Annotated in this window: 16 protein-coding genes and 2 riboswitches; of the genes, 7 read left to right on the top strand and 9 right to left on the bottom strand. The window is 72.0% G+C overall.

Features of this window, described 5'->3' with window-relative positions:
* The first annotated feature begins 82 nt into the window (after positions 1-82).
* Positions 83-1,003, top strand: a complete 921-nt coding sequence (locus ACWD4U_RS02590; protein ID WP_363449712.1) for a carbohydrate kinase family protein — start codon at positions 83-85, stop codon at positions 1,001-1,003.
* Here the strand turns inward: ACWD4U_RS02590 and ACWD4U_RS02585 are convergent.
* From ACWD4U_RS02585 to ACWD4U_RS02560, 6 genes are all read right to left on the bottom strand, one after another.
* Positions 975-2,213, bottom strand: a complete 1,239-nt coding sequence (locus ACWD4U_RS02585) for a gluzincin family metallopeptidase (RefSeq protein WP_363449710.1) — start codon at positions 2,211-2,213, stop codon at positions 975-977. The two genes, ACWD4U_RS02590 and ACWD4U_RS02585, sit on opposite strands and share 29 nt — an antisense overlap.
* A 35-nt stretch (positions 2,214-2,248) precedes the next feature.
* Entirely contained in the window at positions 2,249-3,310 is a 1,062-nt protein-coding gene (locus ACWD4U_RS02580; RefSeq protein WP_363449708.1) for a C40 family peptidase, read from the bottom strand.
* 208 nt (positions 3,311-3,518) lie between these two features.
* A complete protein-coding gene (locus ACWD4U_RS02575; RefSeq protein ID WP_363449706.1) occupies positions 3,519-4,592 on the bottom strand; it encodes a C40 family peptidase in 1,074 nt (357 codons plus the stop codon).
* 14 nt (positions 4,593-4,606) lie between these two features.
* Positions 4,607-4,758: riboswitch (cyclic di-AMP (ydaO/yuaA leader) on the bottom strand.
* A gap of 363 nt (positions 4,759-5,121) precedes the next feature.
* The gene (locus tag ACWD4U_RS02570) at positions 5,122-6,159 is read right to left on the bottom strand and encodes a C40 family peptidase (protein WP_363449704.1); all 1,038 of its coding nucleotides are present in this window, start codon (positions 6,157-6,159) and stop codon (positions 5,122-5,124) included.
* Positions 6,160-6,356: 197 nt separating this feature from the next.
* Positions 6,357-7,778, bottom strand: coding sequence for an NYN domain-containing protein (locus ACWD4U_RS02565; protein WP_449787082.1), 1,422 nt, complete (start codon positions 7,776-7,778; stop codon positions 6,357-6,359).
* A gap of 226 nt (positions 7,779-8,004) precedes the next feature.
* Positions 8,005-8,271 carry a hypothetical protein gene (locus ACWD4U_RS02560; RefSeq protein ID WP_363449702.1) on the bottom strand — a complete coding sequence of 89 codons (267 nt, stop codon included), beginning with the start codon at positions 8,269-8,271 and terminating at the stop codon, positions 8,005-8,007.
* Positions 8,272-8,421: 150 nt separating this feature from the next.
* On the opposite strand from ACWD4U_RS02560, the gene ACWD4U_RS02555 reads away from it, so the two are divergent.
* Positions 8,422-9,225: a rhomboid family intramembrane serine protease gene (locus ACWD4U_RS02555; protein WP_363449700.1), complete on the top strand. Its 804-nt coding sequence runs from the start codon at positions 8,422-8,424 to the stop codon at positions 9,223-9,225.
* The gene (locus tag ACWD4U_RS02550; protein WP_363449698.1) at positions 9,222-9,503 is read left to right on the top strand and encodes an Lrp/AsnC family transcriptional regulator; all 282 of its coding nucleotides are present in this window, start codon (positions 9,222-9,224) and stop codon (positions 9,501-9,503) included. The genes ACWD4U_RS02555 and ACWD4U_RS02550 overlap by 4 nt, the downstream gene beginning before the upstream one ends.
* 21 nt (positions 9,504-9,524) lie before the next feature.
* On the opposite strand, the gene ACWD4U_RS02545 is transcribed toward ACWD4U_RS02550, so the two are convergent.
* The 3 genes from ACWD4U_RS02545 to ACWD4U_RS02535 all read right to left on the bottom strand — a co-directional run bounded on the left by ACWD4U_RS02545 (position 9,525) and on the right by ACWD4U_RS02535 (position 12,912).
* Positions 9,525-10,901, bottom strand: a complete 1,377-nt coding sequence (locus ACWD4U_RS02545; protein ID WP_363449696.1) for an aminotransferase class V-fold PLP-dependent enzyme — start codon at positions 10,899-10,901, stop codon at positions 9,525-9,527.
* 47 nt (positions 10,902-10,948) lie between these two features.
* A riboswitch (SAM riboswitch) is annotated at positions 10,949-11,066 on the bottom strand.
* 209 nt (positions 11,067-11,275) lie between these two features.
* Positions 11,276-12,346, bottom strand: coding sequence for an anthranilate phosphoribosyltransferase (gene trpD / locus ACWD4U_RS02540; RefSeq protein ID WP_363449694.1), 1,071 nt, complete (start codon positions 12,344-12,346; stop codon positions 11,276-11,278).
* Between the two features lie 140 nt (positions 12,347-12,486).
* Positions 12,487-12,912 (bottom strand): response regulator, encoded by a 426-nt coding sequence (locus ACWD4U_RS02535; RefSeq protein WP_363449692.1) that lies wholly within the window; start codon positions 12,910-12,912, stop codon positions 12,487-12,489.
* Positions 12,913-13,201: 289 nt separating this feature from the next.
* Here ACWD4U_RS02535 and ctaE point away from each other — a divergent pair, with 289 nt between their 5' ends.
* The 4 genes from ctaE to qcrB all read left to right on the top strand — a co-directional run bounded on the left by ctaE (position 13,202) and on the right by qcrB (position 17,454).
* A complete protein-coding gene (ctaE, locus tag ACWD4U_RS02530; RefSeq protein ID WP_363449690.1) occupies positions 13,202-13,822 on the top strand; it encodes an aa3-type cytochrome oxidase subunit III in 621 nt (206 codons plus the stop codon).
* Between the two features lie 91 nt (positions 13,823-13,913).
* Positions 13,914-14,735, top strand: coding sequence for a cytochrome bc1 complex diheme cytochrome c subunit (qcrC, locus tag ACWD4U_RS02525; protein ID WP_363449688.1), 822 nt, complete (start codon positions 13,914-13,916; stop codon positions 14,733-14,735).
* Positions 14,736-14,743: 8 nt separating this feature from the next.
* The gene (gene qcrA / locus ACWD4U_RS02520) at positions 14,744-15,799 is read left to right on the top strand and encodes a cytochrome bc1 complex Rieske iron-sulfur subunit (RefSeq protein ID WP_363449686.1); all 1,056 of its coding nucleotides are present in this window, start codon (positions 14,744-14,746) and stop codon (positions 15,797-15,799) included.
* On the top strand, positions 15,796-17,454 hold the full coding sequence (gene qcrB / locus ACWD4U_RS02515) for a cytochrome bc1 complex cytochrome b subunit (protein WP_363449684.1): 1,659 nt from the start codon (positions 15,796-15,798) through the stop codon (positions 17,452-17,454). Before qcrA ends, qcrB begins: the two co-directional genes overlap by 4 nt.
* The last annotated feature ends 92 nt before the right edge of the window (positions 17,455-17,546 follow it).

Genomic DNA, 17,546 nt, shown 5'->3' with positions numbered 1-17,546 from the left:
TCCGTCGGGAGCCGGCACGACCCCCGACTGGAACTTTCTGAAACCTCTTGCAGCAACTGCCGTGCGCTGCCACCATCACCGGGTGATCGACTACGACATCCTGATCGTCGGCGGCGTCGGCGTGGACACCATCGTCCGGGTGGACCGGCTCGAGGTGCCCGCCGACCGCGACTCCGTCGGCGTGCCCCCGGTCGTCGACTACCCGGCGCACACCGGGAACGGCGTCGCACTCGGCTGCCACGCGCTGGGTCTGCGCACCAAGTTCGCCGACTTCCTCGGCGCCGACCCGCAGGGCGAGCTGATCCTCGCCGAGTACGCCCGCCGGGGGCTGGACTTCAGCCACCTCCCGGCCCCGGCCGGCACCCCGCGCAGCGTCAACCTGGTCGACCGGGACGGCCTGCGGTTCTCCTTCTACGACGGCCGCCACCCCGCGGACGCCCGGCTGCCGCGGGAGTTCTGGCTGCCGCTGCTGGAGCGCACCCGGCACGTCCACCTGTCGATCACCAACGTCAACCGGGAGATGTACCCGGAGATCCACCGCCTGGGCCGCAGCAGCTCCACCGACCTGCACACCTGGGACGGACAGCAGGAGCACCACCGGGCCTACGCCTTCGGCTCGGACCTGGTCTTCCTCTCCGCGGCGGCCGTCGGCGGCCGCCCGGAGGCGGTGATGCGCACGGTCCTGGCGCAGGGCCGGGCCGAGCTGGTGGTGGCCACGGCCGGTGCGGCGGGCAGCTTCCTGCTCACCCGGGAGGACGAACTGCCGCGCCACTTCCCGGCCCTGGACCCGGGGGCGCCGATCGTGGACAGCAACGGCGCGGGCGACGCCTTCGTCTCCGGCTTCCTCAGCCGGCACCTGGCCGGCCGCCCGGTCGAGGAGTGCATGCGGGCCGGCGCGCTGGCCGGGGCCTTCGCCTGCACCACGGCGGGCACCCACACGGCCTTCCTGGACGCCGCGGGCCTCCAGGCGGCGCTCAACTCCGCAGCTTCGCCGTCTCGCTGATCCACCGCTTGGTGAACTCCTCCACGCCGACGCCGAGTTCGGTGCGCATCGCACGGTCCAGCTGCCCGGCGCCGAGCGCGCCGACCGACCGGTAGAACGCCACCAGCCGGTCCTGGCCCCACTGACGGGCAATCAGGTCGCAGGCCAGCCAGGAGAGTTCGTAGGCCTGGCCGATCCCGGCGGCGCCGGCGGTGAAGGCCTCGTCGGCGGGCAGCGCGGTGGGCAGCCGACCGGCGGTGACCTCCTTGGCGAGTTCGGGGGCGATCTGCCGGGCGGTGCGGCCGGTGCCGCGGTAGCCGGTGTAGTCGGCGACGCCCTCGGAGAGCCACAGCGGAGTCCACGGCTTGGTGTCGGCCCGGGTGGCGACGTGGGTGGCCTCATGGGTGACCACCACCCGGCGGCCGAGGTCGCTGAGCTGCCGGTACGCCTCCGGGTTGACCAGGATCCGGTCGGCCGGGGTGTGCGCCGGGGCGCCGCTGACCGCCAGGGTGACCGCGGCTATGCCCTGGTAGCTGTCCGCGGCGACGTCCATCCGCCGGGCGAACTGCTGCTCGGTGAGCGGGAGTTCGAGCAGCAGCCGGCCGGGCTTCCAGTCGCCCCAGACGGCAGCCACGGCGGGCACCGCCTGGTCGGCGAGCTCGGCCAGCGCGCCCAGCTCGGCGGTCTCGCCGAGCCCGAGCACCAGGCTGCGCCGCCCGGACACCGCGCGCACCGCGCCGAGGTCCCAGGGCGCCACCGCTCCGGTCGGGGTCTCCCGGACCACCTGCCAGCCGTCCTCGGCGCGGGTCAGCTCCAGTTGCCGCTCCAGCAGCGCCGGGTAGTCGTCGACACCGTCCAGCCGGTAGCCGAGCTCCGCGGCGACGGTGATCCGGTCGGCGCCCGCCGGCGGCTCGGTGAACGAGCCGAGCTTCAGGGTGTACTCGGCGAAGCGCAGCTCGGCGGTGCGCTCCAGCAGGTCCCGGTCGGACTCCTCGGCCTCGGGGGCGCCGAGCGCCAGCAGCCGGGCGGCGTCGCCCTGCCGGACGGCGAGCGCCCGCAGCGCGAGCAGCCGCTCGACGTCGCCGCGGGTGTCGGGCGCGGCGGGCGCTGCCAGCGGCGCCCGGCGGGGCGGGGCGACCGCCCGGGGCAGCGAGAGCTGGACCGCCCCGGCGGCGGCCAGCAGCAGGGCGGCGCGACGGGACAGCGGAGCACCGACCTGCCGCCCGGACACCCGGGGCAGGTCGGTGACCAGGGGCTCGTCCGGGCTCAGACCCGCACCACCGAGCTGACCGGCATCGCGTTGACGCTCTCGTAGCGGACCCGGGCCCCGGGGTACGGGGCGTGCACGACGACACCGCCGCCGGCGTACATGCCGACGTGGTGCATGTCCTTGTAGAAGATCACCAGGTCTCCGGGCCGGGCTTCGGCGAGGCTCACCCGCCGGCCGGCCGAGGCCTGCTCCTGCGAGGTGCGCGGCAGGGTCACTCCGGCCTGCCGCCACGACCAGTACATCAGACCGGAGCAGTCGAACGTGCGCGGGCCGGTCGATCCGTACACGTAGGGGGAGCCGATCTTGGCGATCGCGGCGGCCAGCGCGACCGCGGCGCGGTCCGAGGAGGGCGGCTGGTCGCCGAGGTCGACCCGGTCGGCGCCGCGGGTGGCGCGCTGCTCGGCCTCCCGGGCGTCGTCGGTGATCAGCCGGGCGCGCTCGGTGGCGCCGAGGCCGTTCAGCAGGTGCTGGGCCCGGCCGAGCCGCGCCTTGACGTCCTCCTTGGCGGCGGCCAGCGACTGCCGGACGTTCTCCAGCTCGGCGAGCTTGGCGGTCGCCTCCTGGCGGCGCTGGTCGAGCCGGCGCTGCCGGTCGGCGACCTCCCGCAGGGTGTCGTTCTGCCGGGAGGTGGCCTGGTCGAGCGAGCGGGCGCCGTCCAGGTAGCCGGCCGGGTCGCGGTCGAGCATCAGCCGCAGGGTGGGGTCGACGCCCTGCGCGCGGTACTGGGCGGCGGCGACCGCGGCCAGGTTGCCGGTCAGCCGGTTGAGCTCGTCCTGCCCGGCGGCCACCTGGTCCTGCAGCGAGGCCGCCTCGGCCTGCAGCTTCCGCTGCTGCTCCTGGGCGGCGTTGAACTTCTCGGAGGCCTGCTCGGCCTCGTCGTACAGCTGGTCGACCTGCGCCTTGACCTCCTTGCGGCCCAGCGGCTCGGCCGGGCTGAGCGGCGCCGCGCCGGCGGCGGCGACCGTGACGCCGAGCGCGCCCGCGGCGGCGGCGGTGAGCGCCAGGGCGCGGGCCAACCGCTGGACGCCCGGCAGTGGGGGGCGACGGTGCACCGACATGCGCGAGGACTCCGTTCCTGCGGCCGCCTCCGCCGCCGCCCGGCGGGGCGGCCGTCCGCTCGGGGGCTCGGGGGCAGAGGTTAGCGAGTCGGATCGATCCAGTCCAAACCCTGACACCTTCGAATATTTGACCGCGAATCGGACATCGGGACGACGAAGGCCCGACACCCCAGGTCGGGGGTGTCGGGCCGTTCGCGCTGACCCTGGGTCAGACCCGCACGATGGTGTTGATCGGCATCGCGGTGGCCGACTCGTAGCGGACCTGCGCACCGGTGTGCGGGGCGTGCAGGACCTGCCCGTTGCCCACGTACATGCCGACGTGGTGCATGTCGCCGTAGTAGATGATCAGGTCGCCCGGCTGGGCCTTGGAGATGTCCGACCCGATCCGGGTGCCGGCGCCGGCCTGGGCCTGCGAGGTGCGCGGGATCGAGACGCCGGCCTGCGCGTAGGCCCACTGCATCAGGCCGGAGCAGTCGAAGGTGGTCGGACCGGCCGCGCCGTAGGAGTACCAGCTGCCGAGCTTGGACGTGGCGGCGGCGAGCGCGGCCCCGGCGTAGCCGGAGGTGGCCTTCACGGCGCCGAGGTCCGGGCGGGACTCGTCGCGGGAGGCGCGCTGGGCGGTGTCGGCCTGGGCGCGGGAGTCCGCGGCGGCCTTCGCCTCGGCGGCGGCCAGCTCGTCGCGCTCCTTCTGGGTGAGCGAGTTGAGCAGGTCGGTGGCCTTGGCCAGCTTCGCCTGGATGTCCTCCTTGTCGGCCTTCAGGGCCTTGGCGGTGACGTCCAGTTCGGTGAGCTTGCGCTGGGCCTCGTCGCGCTGCTGGTCGAGCGCGGCCTGCTCGGTCTTGAAGGACTTCAGCAGCCCGGCCTGGGTGGAGCCGACCTGGTCCAGCGCGCCGGCCTGCCCGAGGAAGGCGTCCGGGCTGCTGGAGAGCATCAGCTGCATGGTCTGCGAGACGCCGCCGGTGCGGTACTGCTCGGCGGCGATGCCGGCCAGGCTGTCCTGAACGGTGGTCACCCGGTCCTGCTGGCGCGCCACCTGGTCCTGCAGCTGGCCGACCTGCTTCTGCAGGTCCTGCTGCTTGACCACCGCGGCGTTGTACGCCTCGGTCTTCACCTCGGCCTGCTCGTTGAGCTGGTCGACCTGCTGCTTGACCTGGTCCTTGGTCGGCGCCGGGCCGGCGTGCGCACCGCCCTGGGTGGAGAGCGCCACGGCGGTGGCGGCGGCGGCAGTGAGAATCGAGACCCGGGCACGGCCTGCGGGCTTGGGACGACGATGGGACGCCACGAAGGCGGACTCCTTCTTCCTCACACACCGCCTACCGGGTGAGCTGACGGGTTCGGGCCGGAAGAAGCCCTACGGTGCCTCACCGGCCGCTGCTACGGCCGACCTGACACCGATTCACCCCGGGGGAACGTGGTTCCCCGGCTCCGTTCGACAGCACCCCCGCAGGGGCATCCCCGTCGGCAGGCCTCGTGGTGACGGCCCGCCCGCTGTGTCACGGACTCGGCGGCGACCTCCGCCGTCGCCCCCCATGGGCGATCGACATTGCGGTGGTCGAGGCATGACCCTAGTAACCGATCCGTGATCCGTTCAAATCCTTGTCAGAAGAAAATCTGATTCTGCGTCGAATTCGATTACGAATCTGACCGACCGTGATCAGCCTGTAACGTAGAGCTTATTGATTTTCACCATATGGTCGAGAAATGACACGCCCGGACGTGTCGCGGATCACAGGGAGATCTCGACCCGTCCGGGCGTGTCACGGTGCGTCAGTTGTCGCCCTCTGTGGGCTTATGTCCGGTTCGTCGGATCGTCAGATCCGGCGGATGGTGTTGATCGGCAGGGTGTCGACCGCCATGGTCTTCACCACGTCGCCGGTGTGCGGCGCGTGCAGCACCAGGCCGTTGCCGATGTACATGCCGACGTGGTGCTGGTCGCCGTAGTAGATGACCAGGTCGCCGGGCTGGGCGTTGTGCCAGTCACGGCCGACGTTGACGCCCGCGGTGGCCTGCGACTGCGAGGTGCGCGGGATCGAGACGCCGGCCTGCGCGTAGGCCCACTGCATCAGGCCGGAGCAGTCGAAGCTGCTCGGACCGGTCGCGCCCCAGACGTACGGCGCGCCCTGCTTGCCGAGCGCGGCCTTCACCGCGACCGCGGCGTAGCCGCTGGCCGGCGGGAGGCTGGAGATGTCGACCCGGGAGGCGCTGCGGGAGGCGGAGCCGCCGGTGCCCTCCAGGATCGAGGCGCGGTCCGCGGCGCTGAGCTTGCTGAGCAGCTTCTGCGCCTGCTGGAGCTTGTCCTGGACGTCCGCCTTGGCGTCGTTCAACGCCTTGGTCTGGCTGTCCAGTTCGGCCAGCACCTGGGCGGCTTCCTGCTTCTGCTGGTCCAGCCGGCGCTGCTGGTCCTTCAGCGACTTCAGGGTCTCCGCCTGGGTGCTGGCGGCCTGGTCGAAGGAGGACGCCTGCGCGAGGTAGGTGTCCGGGTTGGCGGAGAGCATCAGCTGCATCGACGGGTCCACCCCGCCCTGGCGGTACTGGTCGCCCGCCACCGCGGCCAGCCCGGAGGCCAGTTCGGTCATCTGCTCCTGGCTGCGGGCCACCTGGTCCTGCAGCTGGTCGGCCTGCTTGCGCAGCTGGTCGGAGCGCTCCTTGGCACCGTTGAACTTCTCGGCCGCCTGCTCCTGCTCCTCGAGCAGCTTGTCGACCTGCGCCTTGACCTCGTCCTTGCTCGGCGACGCGGGCGCGGCGTGCGCGCTCACCTGGGCCGACAGGGCGACCGCGGTCGCGGCGGCAGCGGTGAGCACGGAGACCCGTGCGCGGCTCGGCTGCTTGGGACGGCGGTGGGAGGCCAAGGGAGGTGCTCCTTCTTCCTGCTGGACTCACCCCTAGGAGTGATAGTCCGGAATATAGGTTTGACGCCAGACCCTAGTGAAGTCCAAGCCTTCGCGTCCACTCCCAGGTGCCCGCGAACCGGCCTCCCCGGACGCTTTCACCACACCGACACACTCCGGCAACCTCGCGGGGCCGCCTGATCGGCCGTCAGCCGAGGTCAGGTCCGGGACAACCGGTTGAGCAGCAGCGTCGAGGAGACCGGGCGGGCGCCCGCCTTCCGCACCCCGTCCGCGACCTCCTTGTCGGCCGAGACCACCACCACCGGACGGCCCTGCGGCTCGGCCCGGACCAGTCGGCGGATCAGCTCGTCCGCGGTCTCCCCGGTGCGGCTGAACCGCACCCGCACGCCGCGCGGCGGCGCCATGATCACCGGGACGTCCAGGTCCTGGCCGTCGAAGACGCAGGTGACCTCGGCCTGGGTGCGCTGCGCGAGCATCGCCAGCCCGCCCAGCAGCCGCAGCCGCTGCTGCTCCAGCGGCAGTTGCGGGTAGCCGGTCTTGGTCACGTTGTAGCCGTCCACCACCAGGTGGACCTGCGGGATCGCCAGCAGCTGGTCCAGCAGCGCCGGATCGTCCTCGGCCAGGCCGCGCCGGGCCACGTCGTTCGGCGAGGCCGAGCCCGGCTCCACCGCCTCCACCAGGTCCGCCGGGCGCAGCGCGGTGACCGGCAGGGCCAGTTCGCGCTGCAGGCCCTGCGCGGACTGCAGCACGGTGTCCAGCAGCAGGCGCAGCCGCATGTCCTCGACGCTGCGGCCCTCGCGGGCGGTGCGGCGACCGGTCTCCACCGCCGTCTCCAGCTCGGAGACCCGGTGGCGCAGCCGGCGCGCCTCGCTCTCGGCGGCGCTGCGCTCGGCCGCGGCGGCGGCCTTCGCCGCCTCCAACTCCCCTGCCAGGCGGCGGCTCTCGGCCTGGGCCCGGCGGGTGTCGGCCTCCAGCGAGCGGACCTTCTTGCGCAGCGAGTCGGCCTCCCGCCGCACCCCCTCGGCCTCGGTGCGGACCCGCTCCAGCTCGCCGCGGGCCGTCGACCTGGCCTCCGCCAGCTCCTCCTGCAGCCGTTCGGCCAGCCTGGCCGCCTCGGCCGCCGCGCCCTCCGCGTCGGCCCGCTCGGCCTCCTCGCCGGCCTCGTGCACCAGCCGGGTCCAGCCGGTCGGGCGCAGCAGGTAGGCCGCCGCGGCGACGTCCATCGGGTCGGCCGCGGCCGGCACGGTGCCCGCCTCCAGCGCGCGCACCAGGTCCGGCTGGCCCAGCCGCAGGCGCTCGGCTATCCGGATCCGGAAGGCCGGCTCCGACTCCAGCGCGGCGGCCAGCGCGGTCGCCGCGTACTTGGCCCGCCGGGCCGGCGTGAACTTGGCGTACGGGCGCAGCGAGGCGGGCAGTTCGGCGGCGGGGATGCCGCCCAGCGCGTCGGAGGCGATCCCGACCACCCGTCGGCGCACGCCCTCGGGCAGCGCCCGGCCGGTCACCTCGGCGGCGTCCTCGCCGGGCTGCTCCGCGAGGGCCTCGGCGGCATCCTCGCCGGGCTGCTCCGCGAGGGCCTCGGCCGCACCGTCCGGCTCCTCGACCGGTCCGGGCTCAGGAATGGACGCGATCCCGTCCGTGCCCGTGGGCGCGTTCGCTGCCTCCACCACTGTCCTCGGCTCCGATCCTGGTCCGGGCGGCCCGGCCCGGCCGTCTGCCGCGCCGCCGTGAACCACCGCTTCCTGTAATTGTCCCGTCTACCGTGCCGCACCGACAGCACCCCACCGACGAGTCCGCCCCGCGCCCCCGTCCGGAGTGCGGACGGGAGGGCGGGGCGGTGGGGTGGCGTCAGCCCTGCTGGCCGCCGTCGGCCGCGGCGTCGTCGGCGCCGGGACGGGCCACCAGCTCGACCTGGTCGACGGCGTTGCACCAGCGGCAGCGCACCGACTCGATGGTCTCGGCGAGCACCTCGGTCTCCTCGACCTTCGACTCACCGGACAGGTCGAAGTGCAGGAAGTCGATCACCCGGGACGAGCGGGTCACGTCGAAGCGGGTCAGGTTGCCACACAGCGTGCAGCGCCAGCGGGTCTCGGCGGTCGGCGCGGCAATGGTCATCAGTGGTCCCTCTCGGCTGGTCCCATGGTCCGGGCCTCCAGCCTATTGCCTGGCCCGGTGCCCCCGGCCCCCCGGTCCACTGCGCGGACGCTCACCCGGCCGGAGCAGCGCCCGGTGTCACCGCCGCGCCCCCGAGGAATGCTGACCGGCATGGTGCTCCCCGCCCTCGCCCGGGCCGGTTCGCCGGCGGCCGCGCGGACCGCCCGCGCCCCGGCCGTCACCTACCTGCTGCTCGCGGTGTCCGCGCTGGTCCTGGTCCTGGGCCCGTCCGGGCTGAACCCGCTGTACGGCAGCGGCGACGCCCGGCTCTGCGCCGAGCAGCGCTACGAGCACCGCTGGGGCGCCGTCCCGGCCGAGCTGCTCGGCGGCCACCCGCTGACGGCCGCTCAACTCGCCACCCTCTCCCCCGCCGCCCCCGGCTGCGCGCTGCCGCCGACCCACGGAAAGGTCCCCGAACTCTCGGTGCTGACCTCGCTGTTCGTGCACGCCGGCTGGCTGCACCTGGTCGGCAACCTGCTCTTCCTCTTCGTCTTCGGCCCCGCGGTGGAGGCCCGGCTCGGCCGGCTGCGCTTCCTGGTCGGCTACCTCGCCATCGGCTACCTGGCGACCTACGGCTACGCGGTGGCCGAGGCGCACACCCCCGACGCCATGCGCGCGCTGGTCGGCGCCTCCGGCGCGATCGCCGGGGTGCTCGGCGCGTACCTGCGGCTCTATCCGAAGGCCCGGGTGACCACCCTGGTGCCGATCCTGCTCTTCCTGCCGCTGCGCTTCCCCGCCTGGCTGGTGCTCGGCCTGTGGTTCGCCCTGCAGTGGTGGTCCGTCAGTTCCGGCGGCACCGGGGTCGCCTACCTGGTCCACGTGATCGGATTCGCCACCGGCTGGCTGTTCGCCTGGGCCGCCCGTCCGGCGGGGGATACCCTGGGCGCACCTTCTCGAACAGGAGTTGCTCAGTGATCACCGCGATCGTCCTCATCAACACCAGCGTCGACCGGATCCCCGAAATCGCCGAGGCGATCGCCGCCATCGAGGGCGTCACCGAGGTCTACTCCGTGACCGGCACCTACAACCTGATCGCCATGGTCCGGGTACGCGGCCACGAGGACCTGGCCGAGGTGATCCCCGGCCGTCTGAACAAGATCCCCGGCGTGATCGACACCGAGACCCACATCGCCTTCCGCACCTACTCCCAGCACGACCTGGAGGCGGCCTTCTCGCTCGGCCTGGACGAGTAGCGGCCGCCTCCCCGGGCGGGCTCAGCGCTGGCGGCCCCGGTCGATCTCCGCGGCCGCCACGCAGCGCCCGCCCTCGTTGCGGTAGCTCCACTTCGCGCCGTCGGTGACCAGCTCCCGAACGGCCGTCAGGAACCGCTCCAGGTGCTCCTCCGGGGTGCCCGCGCCGAAGCTCACCCGGATCGCGTTCAGGCTGCGCTCCCCCGGCAGCGAGGGCTCCGGCGCGCCGCACTCGCTCGGCGCGGCCTCCTCGCCCCCGAGCAGGGTGCGCACCAGCGGGTGCGCGCAGAACAGCCCGTCCCGCACCCCGATCCCGTACTCGGCGGAGAGCGCCGCCGAGAAGTGCGAGCTGTTCCAGCCCTGCACCACGAAGGACACCACGCCGACCCGGTCCGCCTCGGCGCCGAACAGGCTGAGCACCCGCACCTCGGGGATCGCGGCCAGACCCGCCGTCAGCTTCGCCACCAGCGCCCGCTCGCGGGCCTCCAGCGCGTCGAACCCCGCCTCGGTCAGCGCCCGGCAGGCCGAGGCCACCGCGTACGCCCCGATCACGTTCGGCGAGCCCGCCTCGTGCCGCGCCGGGCCGGTGTGCCACTCGACCGCCACCGAGCCGTCCAGCTCCCGCGCCACCGTCCGGCTCGCCCCGCCGCCGGCCAGGTACGGCTCCGCCGCGTCCAGCCAGTCGGAGCGGCCCGCCAGCACGCCGGCGCCGAACGGCGCGTACAGCTTGTGCCCGGAGAACGCCACCCAGTCGACGTCCAACTCCCGCACCGAGAGCCGGTGGTGCGGCGCCAGCTGGGCCGCGTCCAGCACCACCCGGGCGCCGTACCGGTGGGCGACCTCGGTCAGCTCGCGCACCGGCCACAGCTCGCCGGTGACGTTCGACGCCCCGGTCACGCAGAACAGCTTCGGCCCGTCCGCCGCGCCCAGCAGCGCCTCCTCCAGCGCCGCCACCGCCTCCGCGTGCGAGCGCGGCGCCCGCAGGTAACGCACCGTCAGGCCCTCCCGCCGCCAGGGCAGCAGCGAGGCGTGGTGCTCCGTCTCGAACGCGAACACCTCGGTCCCGGCCGGCACCGCGCCCGCCAGCAGGTTCAGCGAGTCGGTGGTCGCCCGGGTGAACACCACCTGGTCGCCGTCCCGCAGCTCCAGGAACTCCGCCACCGTCCGCCGGCTCTGCTCGAACAGGTCGGTCGACAGCTGCGACAGGTACCCGGCCCCGCGGTGCACCGAACCGTAGTACGGCGCGTACGCCGCCACGTCGTCCCAGACCCGCTGCAGGGCCGGCGCGCTCGCCGCGTAGTCCAGCGCCGCGTAGGTGACCTTCGCCCCCGACGCCAGCGGAACCTCGACGTCATGCCCCAGCACGGCCAGCGGCGCACAGATCTCGGTGGTCACGGACATGGATGCACTCCTCCACGGGGTGAGGACCCCGGGGTGCATCGACCGGTGGTCCGCGCTTGCCGCACGGACTGATCGCCGCACGGCCCGGTCCTCACCCAGGGCACCCCGCCACGGACGGAGGGTTGCCGGACAGCAAGCTGGGGCTTGTCGCTGCCACTCATGACCTGCGGTCAGCCTACACGAGGCCTCGATCGTCTCAAGCCCCGTCCACCCCTCGGACAACCTGTGCCCCGTCAGGGGCGCGGGGAACTGCGCGAGCGGCCATGCACCTACCGCCAGGTCGCGCTCCCACGTGCAACTCCCCGCCCACATCGCGACCTTGCTGGTGGGCGCCTTCCGCTTCTCGCAGTTCCCCGAGCCCCTGCATGTCCTCCCTACTGTGTCGCCTCGGCCCACCGCTTCAGCAGCTCCGCCGCCGCCCCCGAATCGATCGCGGCCGCGGCTCGCTCCATCCCCGCCGCCAGCTGCTCGGCCAGCGGCGCATCCCCCAGCTCCAACGCCACCAGCGCGGACGCCGTGTTGAGCAGCACCGCGTCCCGGACCGGCCCGCGTTCGCCCGCCAGCACCCGGCGGGCGACCGCCGCGTTGAACTCGGCGTCGGCCCCGCGCAGCGCCTCGATGCCCACCAGCTCGATGCCCACGTCCCGCGGGTCGAACTGAGTCTCCGTCACCTCGCCGTCGCGCACGATCCACACGTGCGAGGTGGTGGTGATGGTCAGCTCGTCCAGGCCGTCGTCGCCGCGGAACACCAGCGCCGTCGCGCCGCGCCGCGCCAGCACCCCGGCGATCAGGCCGGCCAGCCGGGTGTCGAAGCACCCGATGGCGTGCGAGGTGACCTTGGCCGGGTTGGTCAGCGGGCCGAGGATGTTGAAGACCGTCGGCACCGCCAACTCGCCGCGCGCCTGCGCGGTGTGCCGCATCGAGGGGTGGAACTTCGCCGCGAAGCAGAAGGTCAGCCCGACCTCCTCGGCGACCTCCGCGACCCGGGCCGGCGCCAGGTCCAGGTTGATGCCGAGCCGGCCCAGCACGTCGGAGGAGCCGGAGGCCGAGGACGCGGCCCGGTTCCCGTGCTTGACCACCTTCGCGCCGGCCGCGGCCGCCACGATCGCCGACATGGTGGAGATGTTGACGGTCTTCGCCCGGTCGCCGCCGGTGCCGACGATGTCGACCGCGGGGCCGGGGATCTCGAGCGGCTCGGCGTGCGCGTACATCGTCTCGACCAGACCGGAGATCTCCTCGACGGTCTCGCCCTTGGCGCGCAGCGCGATGGTGAAGCCCGCGACCTGGACCGGGGTGGCCTCGCCGCTCATGATGCGGTCCATCGCCCAGGCGGTGTCGGCCTGGGTGAGGTCGTCGCCCTTCAGCAGCGAGGTCAGCAGGTCGGGCCAGGTGCGGACCACCTGCGCGGGGTCGCTACCGCCGTTCGCAGAGTGCACGTTCACCATGGCCGTCTCCAGCTCTCATCTCGTGTACCGGCGGCCCGCGGGCGGCCGGAAGGGATGGAGTCAGCCTATCGAGGGAGCGGGGACGGCCGCCCTGGGTTGCCGTCCCCTTCTCTCCAGTTGAGACGCCCCGGTGGGGACGGTCAGCGCCCGGCCGGGGTCCGCCGCGCGAGCCGGGCCCGCAGCAGGGTGGCCGACGCGTCGACCAGCGCGACCGGGTCCACCGGGTGGGAGACCGCCGCGTCGGCGCGGCTCCACGCGGCGAGCCAGGAGTCCTGCGGGCGGCCGATCACCACCAGCACCGGCGGGCAGCCGTAGATCTCGTCCTTCAACTGGCGGGTGAGACCGAGCCCGCCGATCGGGACGGCCTCGCCGTCCAGCACGCACAGGTCGATGCCGCCCTTCTCCAGGGCCCGCAGCACCGCGGCGGCGGTGGCGCACTCGAGGTACTCGACCGCGGGGAGGTCCGCGGCGGGCCGGCGGCCGAGCGCGAGGGTCACCTGCTCGCGCGTGTTGCGGTCGTCGCTGTAGACGAGAACGGTGAGCGTCTCGTCGGAATGCTGCGCCATGGCCCCTGCTCCCTGGTGCTCGTCCTCTTATATGTGTCCCCGGCCGAACGGCCCAGTGTGACCCGGGCCACGTCCACTCCGGATGCTACTCCCGCGCACCCCTCCTGAAGAGACCCCGGCGCGATCTCGCTCAAGGCGCCGCGCCCGGAGCTCACCCTCGCGGCCTACCCGGGTCACCTGATCCGAACAACCGTCAGAAAACGGGCGCGACGCGACACGGGCATACCGCACGCACCGGACACTCCGAGGGAGACCCCCCGGCGTGAAGACGGAATAAGGGACCGACATAATGTCCGTCGTGGCGACAGCAACAGCAACAGAAACCGGACACGCGCACGGTGCGGTCAACAGGCCGAACCTGGTCAGCGTCGGAACCATCGTCTGGCTGAGCTCGGAGCTGATGTTCTTCGCGGCCCTGTTCGCGATGTACTTCACCCTCCGCTCGGTCAAGGGCGCCGAGTTCTGGCACGAGAAGGCCCATGCCCTCAACGTGCCGTTCTCCTCGGTCAACACCACGATCCTGGTGCTCTCCTCGCTCACCTGCCAGCTCGGCGTGTTCGCCGCCGAGCGCGGTGACGTGAAGAAGCTCCGCTCGTGGTTCTCGATCACCTTCGTGATGGGCGCCATCTTCATCGGCGGCCAGATCTACGAGTACACCGAGCTGGTCAAGAAGGACGGCCTGTCGCTGTCCTCCGACCCGTACGGCACGGTGTTCTACCTGACCACCGGCTTCCACGGACTCCACGTGACGGGTGGTCTGATCGCCTTCCTGCTGGTCCTCGGCCGGACCTACGCGGCGCGGCGCTTCACCCACGAGCAGGCCACCGCGGCGATCGTGGTGTCGTACTACTGGCACTTCGTCGACGTCGTGTGGATCGGCCTGTTCGCGACCATCTACCTGATCAAGTAACAGCCGCCCCGCCCCTGACCCGGCGTCACGTCGACGCCTGGGAGTCGGGGGCAGGCTGCTGCCGACCAGATCCTGACACCGGGGTTAATCCGTGAAAAAGCTCTCCGCACGACGGCGCCACCCACTGGCGGCGGTCGTCGTTCTACTTCTCGCCCTGGCGGCCACCGGGGGGCTGTACGCCGCTTTCGCGCCCGCCGACAAGGCGCAGGCCGACAGCTCTTCGCAGTCCCTGGCCATCGACGAGGGCAAGAAGCTCTTCGCCGTCGGCTGCTCCTCCTGCCACGGGCTGAACGGCCAGGGCAGTTCTGACGGTCCGTCGCTGGTCGGCGTCGGCTCCGCGGCTGTCGACTTCCAGGTCGGGACCGGCCGCATGCCGGCCCAGCAGCCTGGCGCGCAGGTCCCGAGCAAGAAGAACATCTACACCCAGACCGAGATCGACCAGCTGGCGGCCTTCGTGGCCTCGCTCGGTCCCGGCCCGGTCGCCCCGGACAGCAAGCAGTACGAGCCCTCCACCGACCCGGCGACCAACGCCGAGCAGGTCGCGAAGGGCGGCGAGCTGTTCCGCACCAACTGCTCCCAGTGCCACAACTTCGCGGGCAAGGGCGGCGCACTGACCAACGGCAAGTACGCCCCCTCGCTGGAGGGCGTGGACGCCAAGCACATCTACGAGGCCATGCAGACCGGCCCGCAGAACATGCCGTCGTTCCCCGACACCACCATGCCGGAGGAGCAGAAGCGCCAGATCGTGGCGTTCGTCCGCCACACGAACGATGAGCCCAACCCGGGTGGTCTCGCCCTGGGCAGCCTCGGTCCGGTGACCGAGGGCCTGTTCGGCTGGATCTTCGGTCTCGGCACTCTCATCGTGATCGCGATCTGGGTCGCCGCCCACACCACCAAGGCCAAGAAGTCATGAGCCACGACATGTCAGAGAACCTGCCGGAGGCGCACGCCGCCTCCCACGGCACCGAGGTCGCCGCGCACGACGACCCGTTCGCCGACCCGGGCCTGCCGGCCCACGAGCCGCGTCGGACCGACATCGACGAGCGGGCCGCCAAGCGGGCCGAGCGTCAGGTCTCGCTGCTGTTCGTGGTCTCGATGCTGGCGACCATCGGCTTCATCGCGTCCTACGCCTCGATCGACGCCGACAAGCTCGTCTACATCTTCCCGCTGGGCCACGTCAGCGCGCTCAACTTCGCCCTGGGCATGACCCTCGGCGTGGCGCTGTTCTGCATCGGCGCGGGCGCGGTCCACTGGGCCCGCACCCTGATGTCGGACCACGAGCTGCCGGCCGAGCGCCACGCGATCGAGGCGGACGACGAGCTCCGCGCCGACGTCATCGAGCAGTTCAAGACGGGTGCCGCGGAGTCCGGCTTCGGCCGCCGCAAGATGATCCGCAACACCCTGATCGGCTCGATGGCCCTGGTGCCGCTGTCCGGTGTGGTGCTGCTGCGCGACCTCGGTCCGCTGCCGGAGAAGAAGCTCCTGCACACCGGTTGGGTGCTGGCCACGCCGGCCAAGCCGATCGCGCTGGTGAACATGAACACCAACCAGCCGATGAAGCCCGAGGACATCGTCCAGGGCTCGCTGACCTTCGCCAAGCCGGAAGGCCTGGAGGAGTCGGACGAGACCTTCCAGCAGCAGATCGCCAAGGACGCCCTGATGGTCGTCCGGATCGCGCCGGAGGACATCAAGGACGCGAACTCCGCGCAGCTGGGCTTCGAGGGCATCCTCGCCTACTCGAAGATCTGCACCCACGTCGGCTGCCCGATCTCGCTGTACGAGCAGCAGACCCACCACGCGCTCTGCCCCTGCCACCAGTCGACCTTCGACCTGGCGGACGGCGCTCGCGTCATCTTCGGCCCGGCCGGCCACCCGCTGCCGCAGCTGAAGATCACCACCGATGAGCAGGGCTTCCTGGTCGCCACCGGCGACTTCGCGGAGCCCGTCGGCCCGAGCTACTGGGAGCGTCCGCGATGAGTTCCGCCAGCGGCACCACCGGTGCCTCCAAGCCGGCCAGCACCCGAGCCAAGCCCGCCAACAAGGCCGAGTCGGCTGCTGACTGGGTCGACGGCCGGCTGGGCATCTACACCCTCGCCAAGTCGAACCTGCGCAAGATCTTCCCGGACCACTGGTCCTTCATGCTCGGCGAGATCTGCCTCTACAGCTTCATCATCATCATCCTCACGGGTGTGTACCTGACGCTGTTCTTCAAGCCGAGCATGGCCGAGGTCGTGTACCACGGCTCGTACCTCCCGCTGAACGGCATCCGGATGTCGGAGGCGTACGCCTCGACGATGGACATCAGCTTCGAGGTCCGCGGCGGTCTGCTGATCCGTCAGATCCACCACTGGGCCGCGCTGGTGTTCGTCGCCGCGATGCTCGTGCACATGATGCGCGTCTTCTTCACCGGCGCGTTCCGCAAGCCCCGTGAGATCAACTGGGTCTTCGGCTTCCTGCTGCTGGTCCTGGGCATGTTCGACGGCTTCTTCGGCTACTCGCTGCCGGACGACCTGCTGTCGGGCACCGGTATCCGCTTCATGGAGGGCGCGATCCTGGCGGTGCCGATCGTCGGCACCTACATCCAGATGTTCCTGTTCGGCGGCGAGTTCCCCGGCATGGACATCGTGCCGCGGTTCTTCACCATCCACGTGCTGCTCATCCCGGGCATCATGCTGGGCCTGCTGGTGGCGCACCTGATCCTGGTCTTCTACCACAAGCACACCCAGTGGGCGGGCCCGGGCAAGACCGAGAAGAACGTCGTCGGCATGCCGCTGATGCCGGTCTACATGGCCAAGGCCGGTGGCTTCTTCTTCCTGGTGTTCGGCATCATCGCGGCCATGTCGGCGATCGCGACGATCAACCCGATCTGGGCGTACGGCCCGTACCGTCCGGACCAGGTGTCGACCGACGCCCAGCCCGACTGGTACATGGGCTTCTCCGAGGGCCTGATCCGCATCATGCCGGGCTGGGAGATCTCGGTCTGGGGCGGTCACACGCTGAACCTCGGCGTGATGGTCCCGCTGGCGATCTTCCCGATGGTGCTGGCCGCGATCGCGGTCTACCCGTTCATCGAGTCCTGGGTGACCGGCGACAAGCGCGAGCACCACATCCTGGACCGCCCGCGCAACGCCCCGGTCCGCACCGGTCTCGGCGCGGCCTGGATCTCGCTGTACCTGATCCTGCTGGTCGGCGGTGGCAACGACCTGTTCGCCACCCACCTGCACCTGTCGATCAACTCGATCACCTACCTGGTGCGGGTCGGCTTCTTCGTGGTGCCGGTGCTGACCTTCTTCGTCACCAAGCGCTGGTGCCTCGGCCTGCAGCGCCGTGACAAGGACAAGGTGCTGCACGGCCGCGAGTCGGGCATCATCAAGCGCCTGCCGCACGGCGAGTTCATCGAGGTCCACACCCCGCTGAACCAGAAGGACCTGCACTCGCTCACCGCCCACGAGCAGCCCCAGCCGCTGGAGCTGCCCGCCGAGACGGACGAGAACGGCGTCGCCCGCAAGGCCGGCGTGGTCACCAAGGCCCGGGTCAAGCTGTCGGAGGGCTTCTACGGCGAGGGCAACCAGATCGCCAAGCCCACCACCGAGGAGTACCAGGAGATCACCAGCGGCCACGGCCACCACTGATCCCGTGTAGCTGTCACGCCACGTCAGAACCCCCGTCGGCCCCGGCCGGCGGGGGTTCTGGCATGTGCGGCGGGCCGACCTGACGCCCTGTT

The organism is Kitasatospora sp. NPDC002522, from assembly GCF_053595195.1.
This window is presented reverse-complemented; position numbering and strand designations above follow the sequence as displayed.

Coding starts and splice junctions, on each gene's coding strand:
- ACWD4U_RS02580 (WP_363449708.1), bottom strand. CDS start 3,310: ATGTCGGTGCACCGTCGCCCCCCACTGCCGGGCGTCCAGCGGTTGGCC.
- ACWD4U_RS02560 (WP_363449702.1), bottom strand. CDS start 8,271: ATGACCATTGCCGCGCCGACCGCCGAGACCCGCTGGCGCTGCACGCTG.
- ACWD4U_RS02555 (WP_363449700.1), top strand. CDS start 8,422: ATGGTGCTCCCCGCCCTCGCCCGGGCCGGTTCGCCGGCGGCCGCGCGG.
- ACWD4U_RS02545 (WP_363449696.1), bottom strand. CDS start 10,901: ATGTCCGTGACCACCGAGATCTGTGCGCCGCTGGCCGTGCTGGGGCAT.
- trpD (WP_363449694.1), bottom strand. CDS start 12,346: ATGGTGAACGTGCACTCTGCGAACGGCGGTAGCGACCCCGCGCAGGTG.
- ACWD4U_RS02535 (WP_363449692.1), bottom strand. CDS start 12,912: ATGGCGCAGCATTCCGACGAGACGCTCACCGTTCTCGTCTACAGCGAC.
- ctaE (WP_363449690.1), top strand. CDS start 13,202: ATGTCCGTCGTGGCGACAGCAACAGCAACAGAAACCGGACACGCGCAC.
- qcrA (WP_363449686.1), top strand. CDS start 14,744: ATGTCAGAGAACCTGCCGGAGGCGCACGCCGCCTCCCACGGCACCGAG.
- qcrB (WP_363449684.1), top strand. CDS start 15,796: ATGAGTTCCGCCAGCGGCACCACCGGTGCCTCCAAGCCGGCCAGCACC.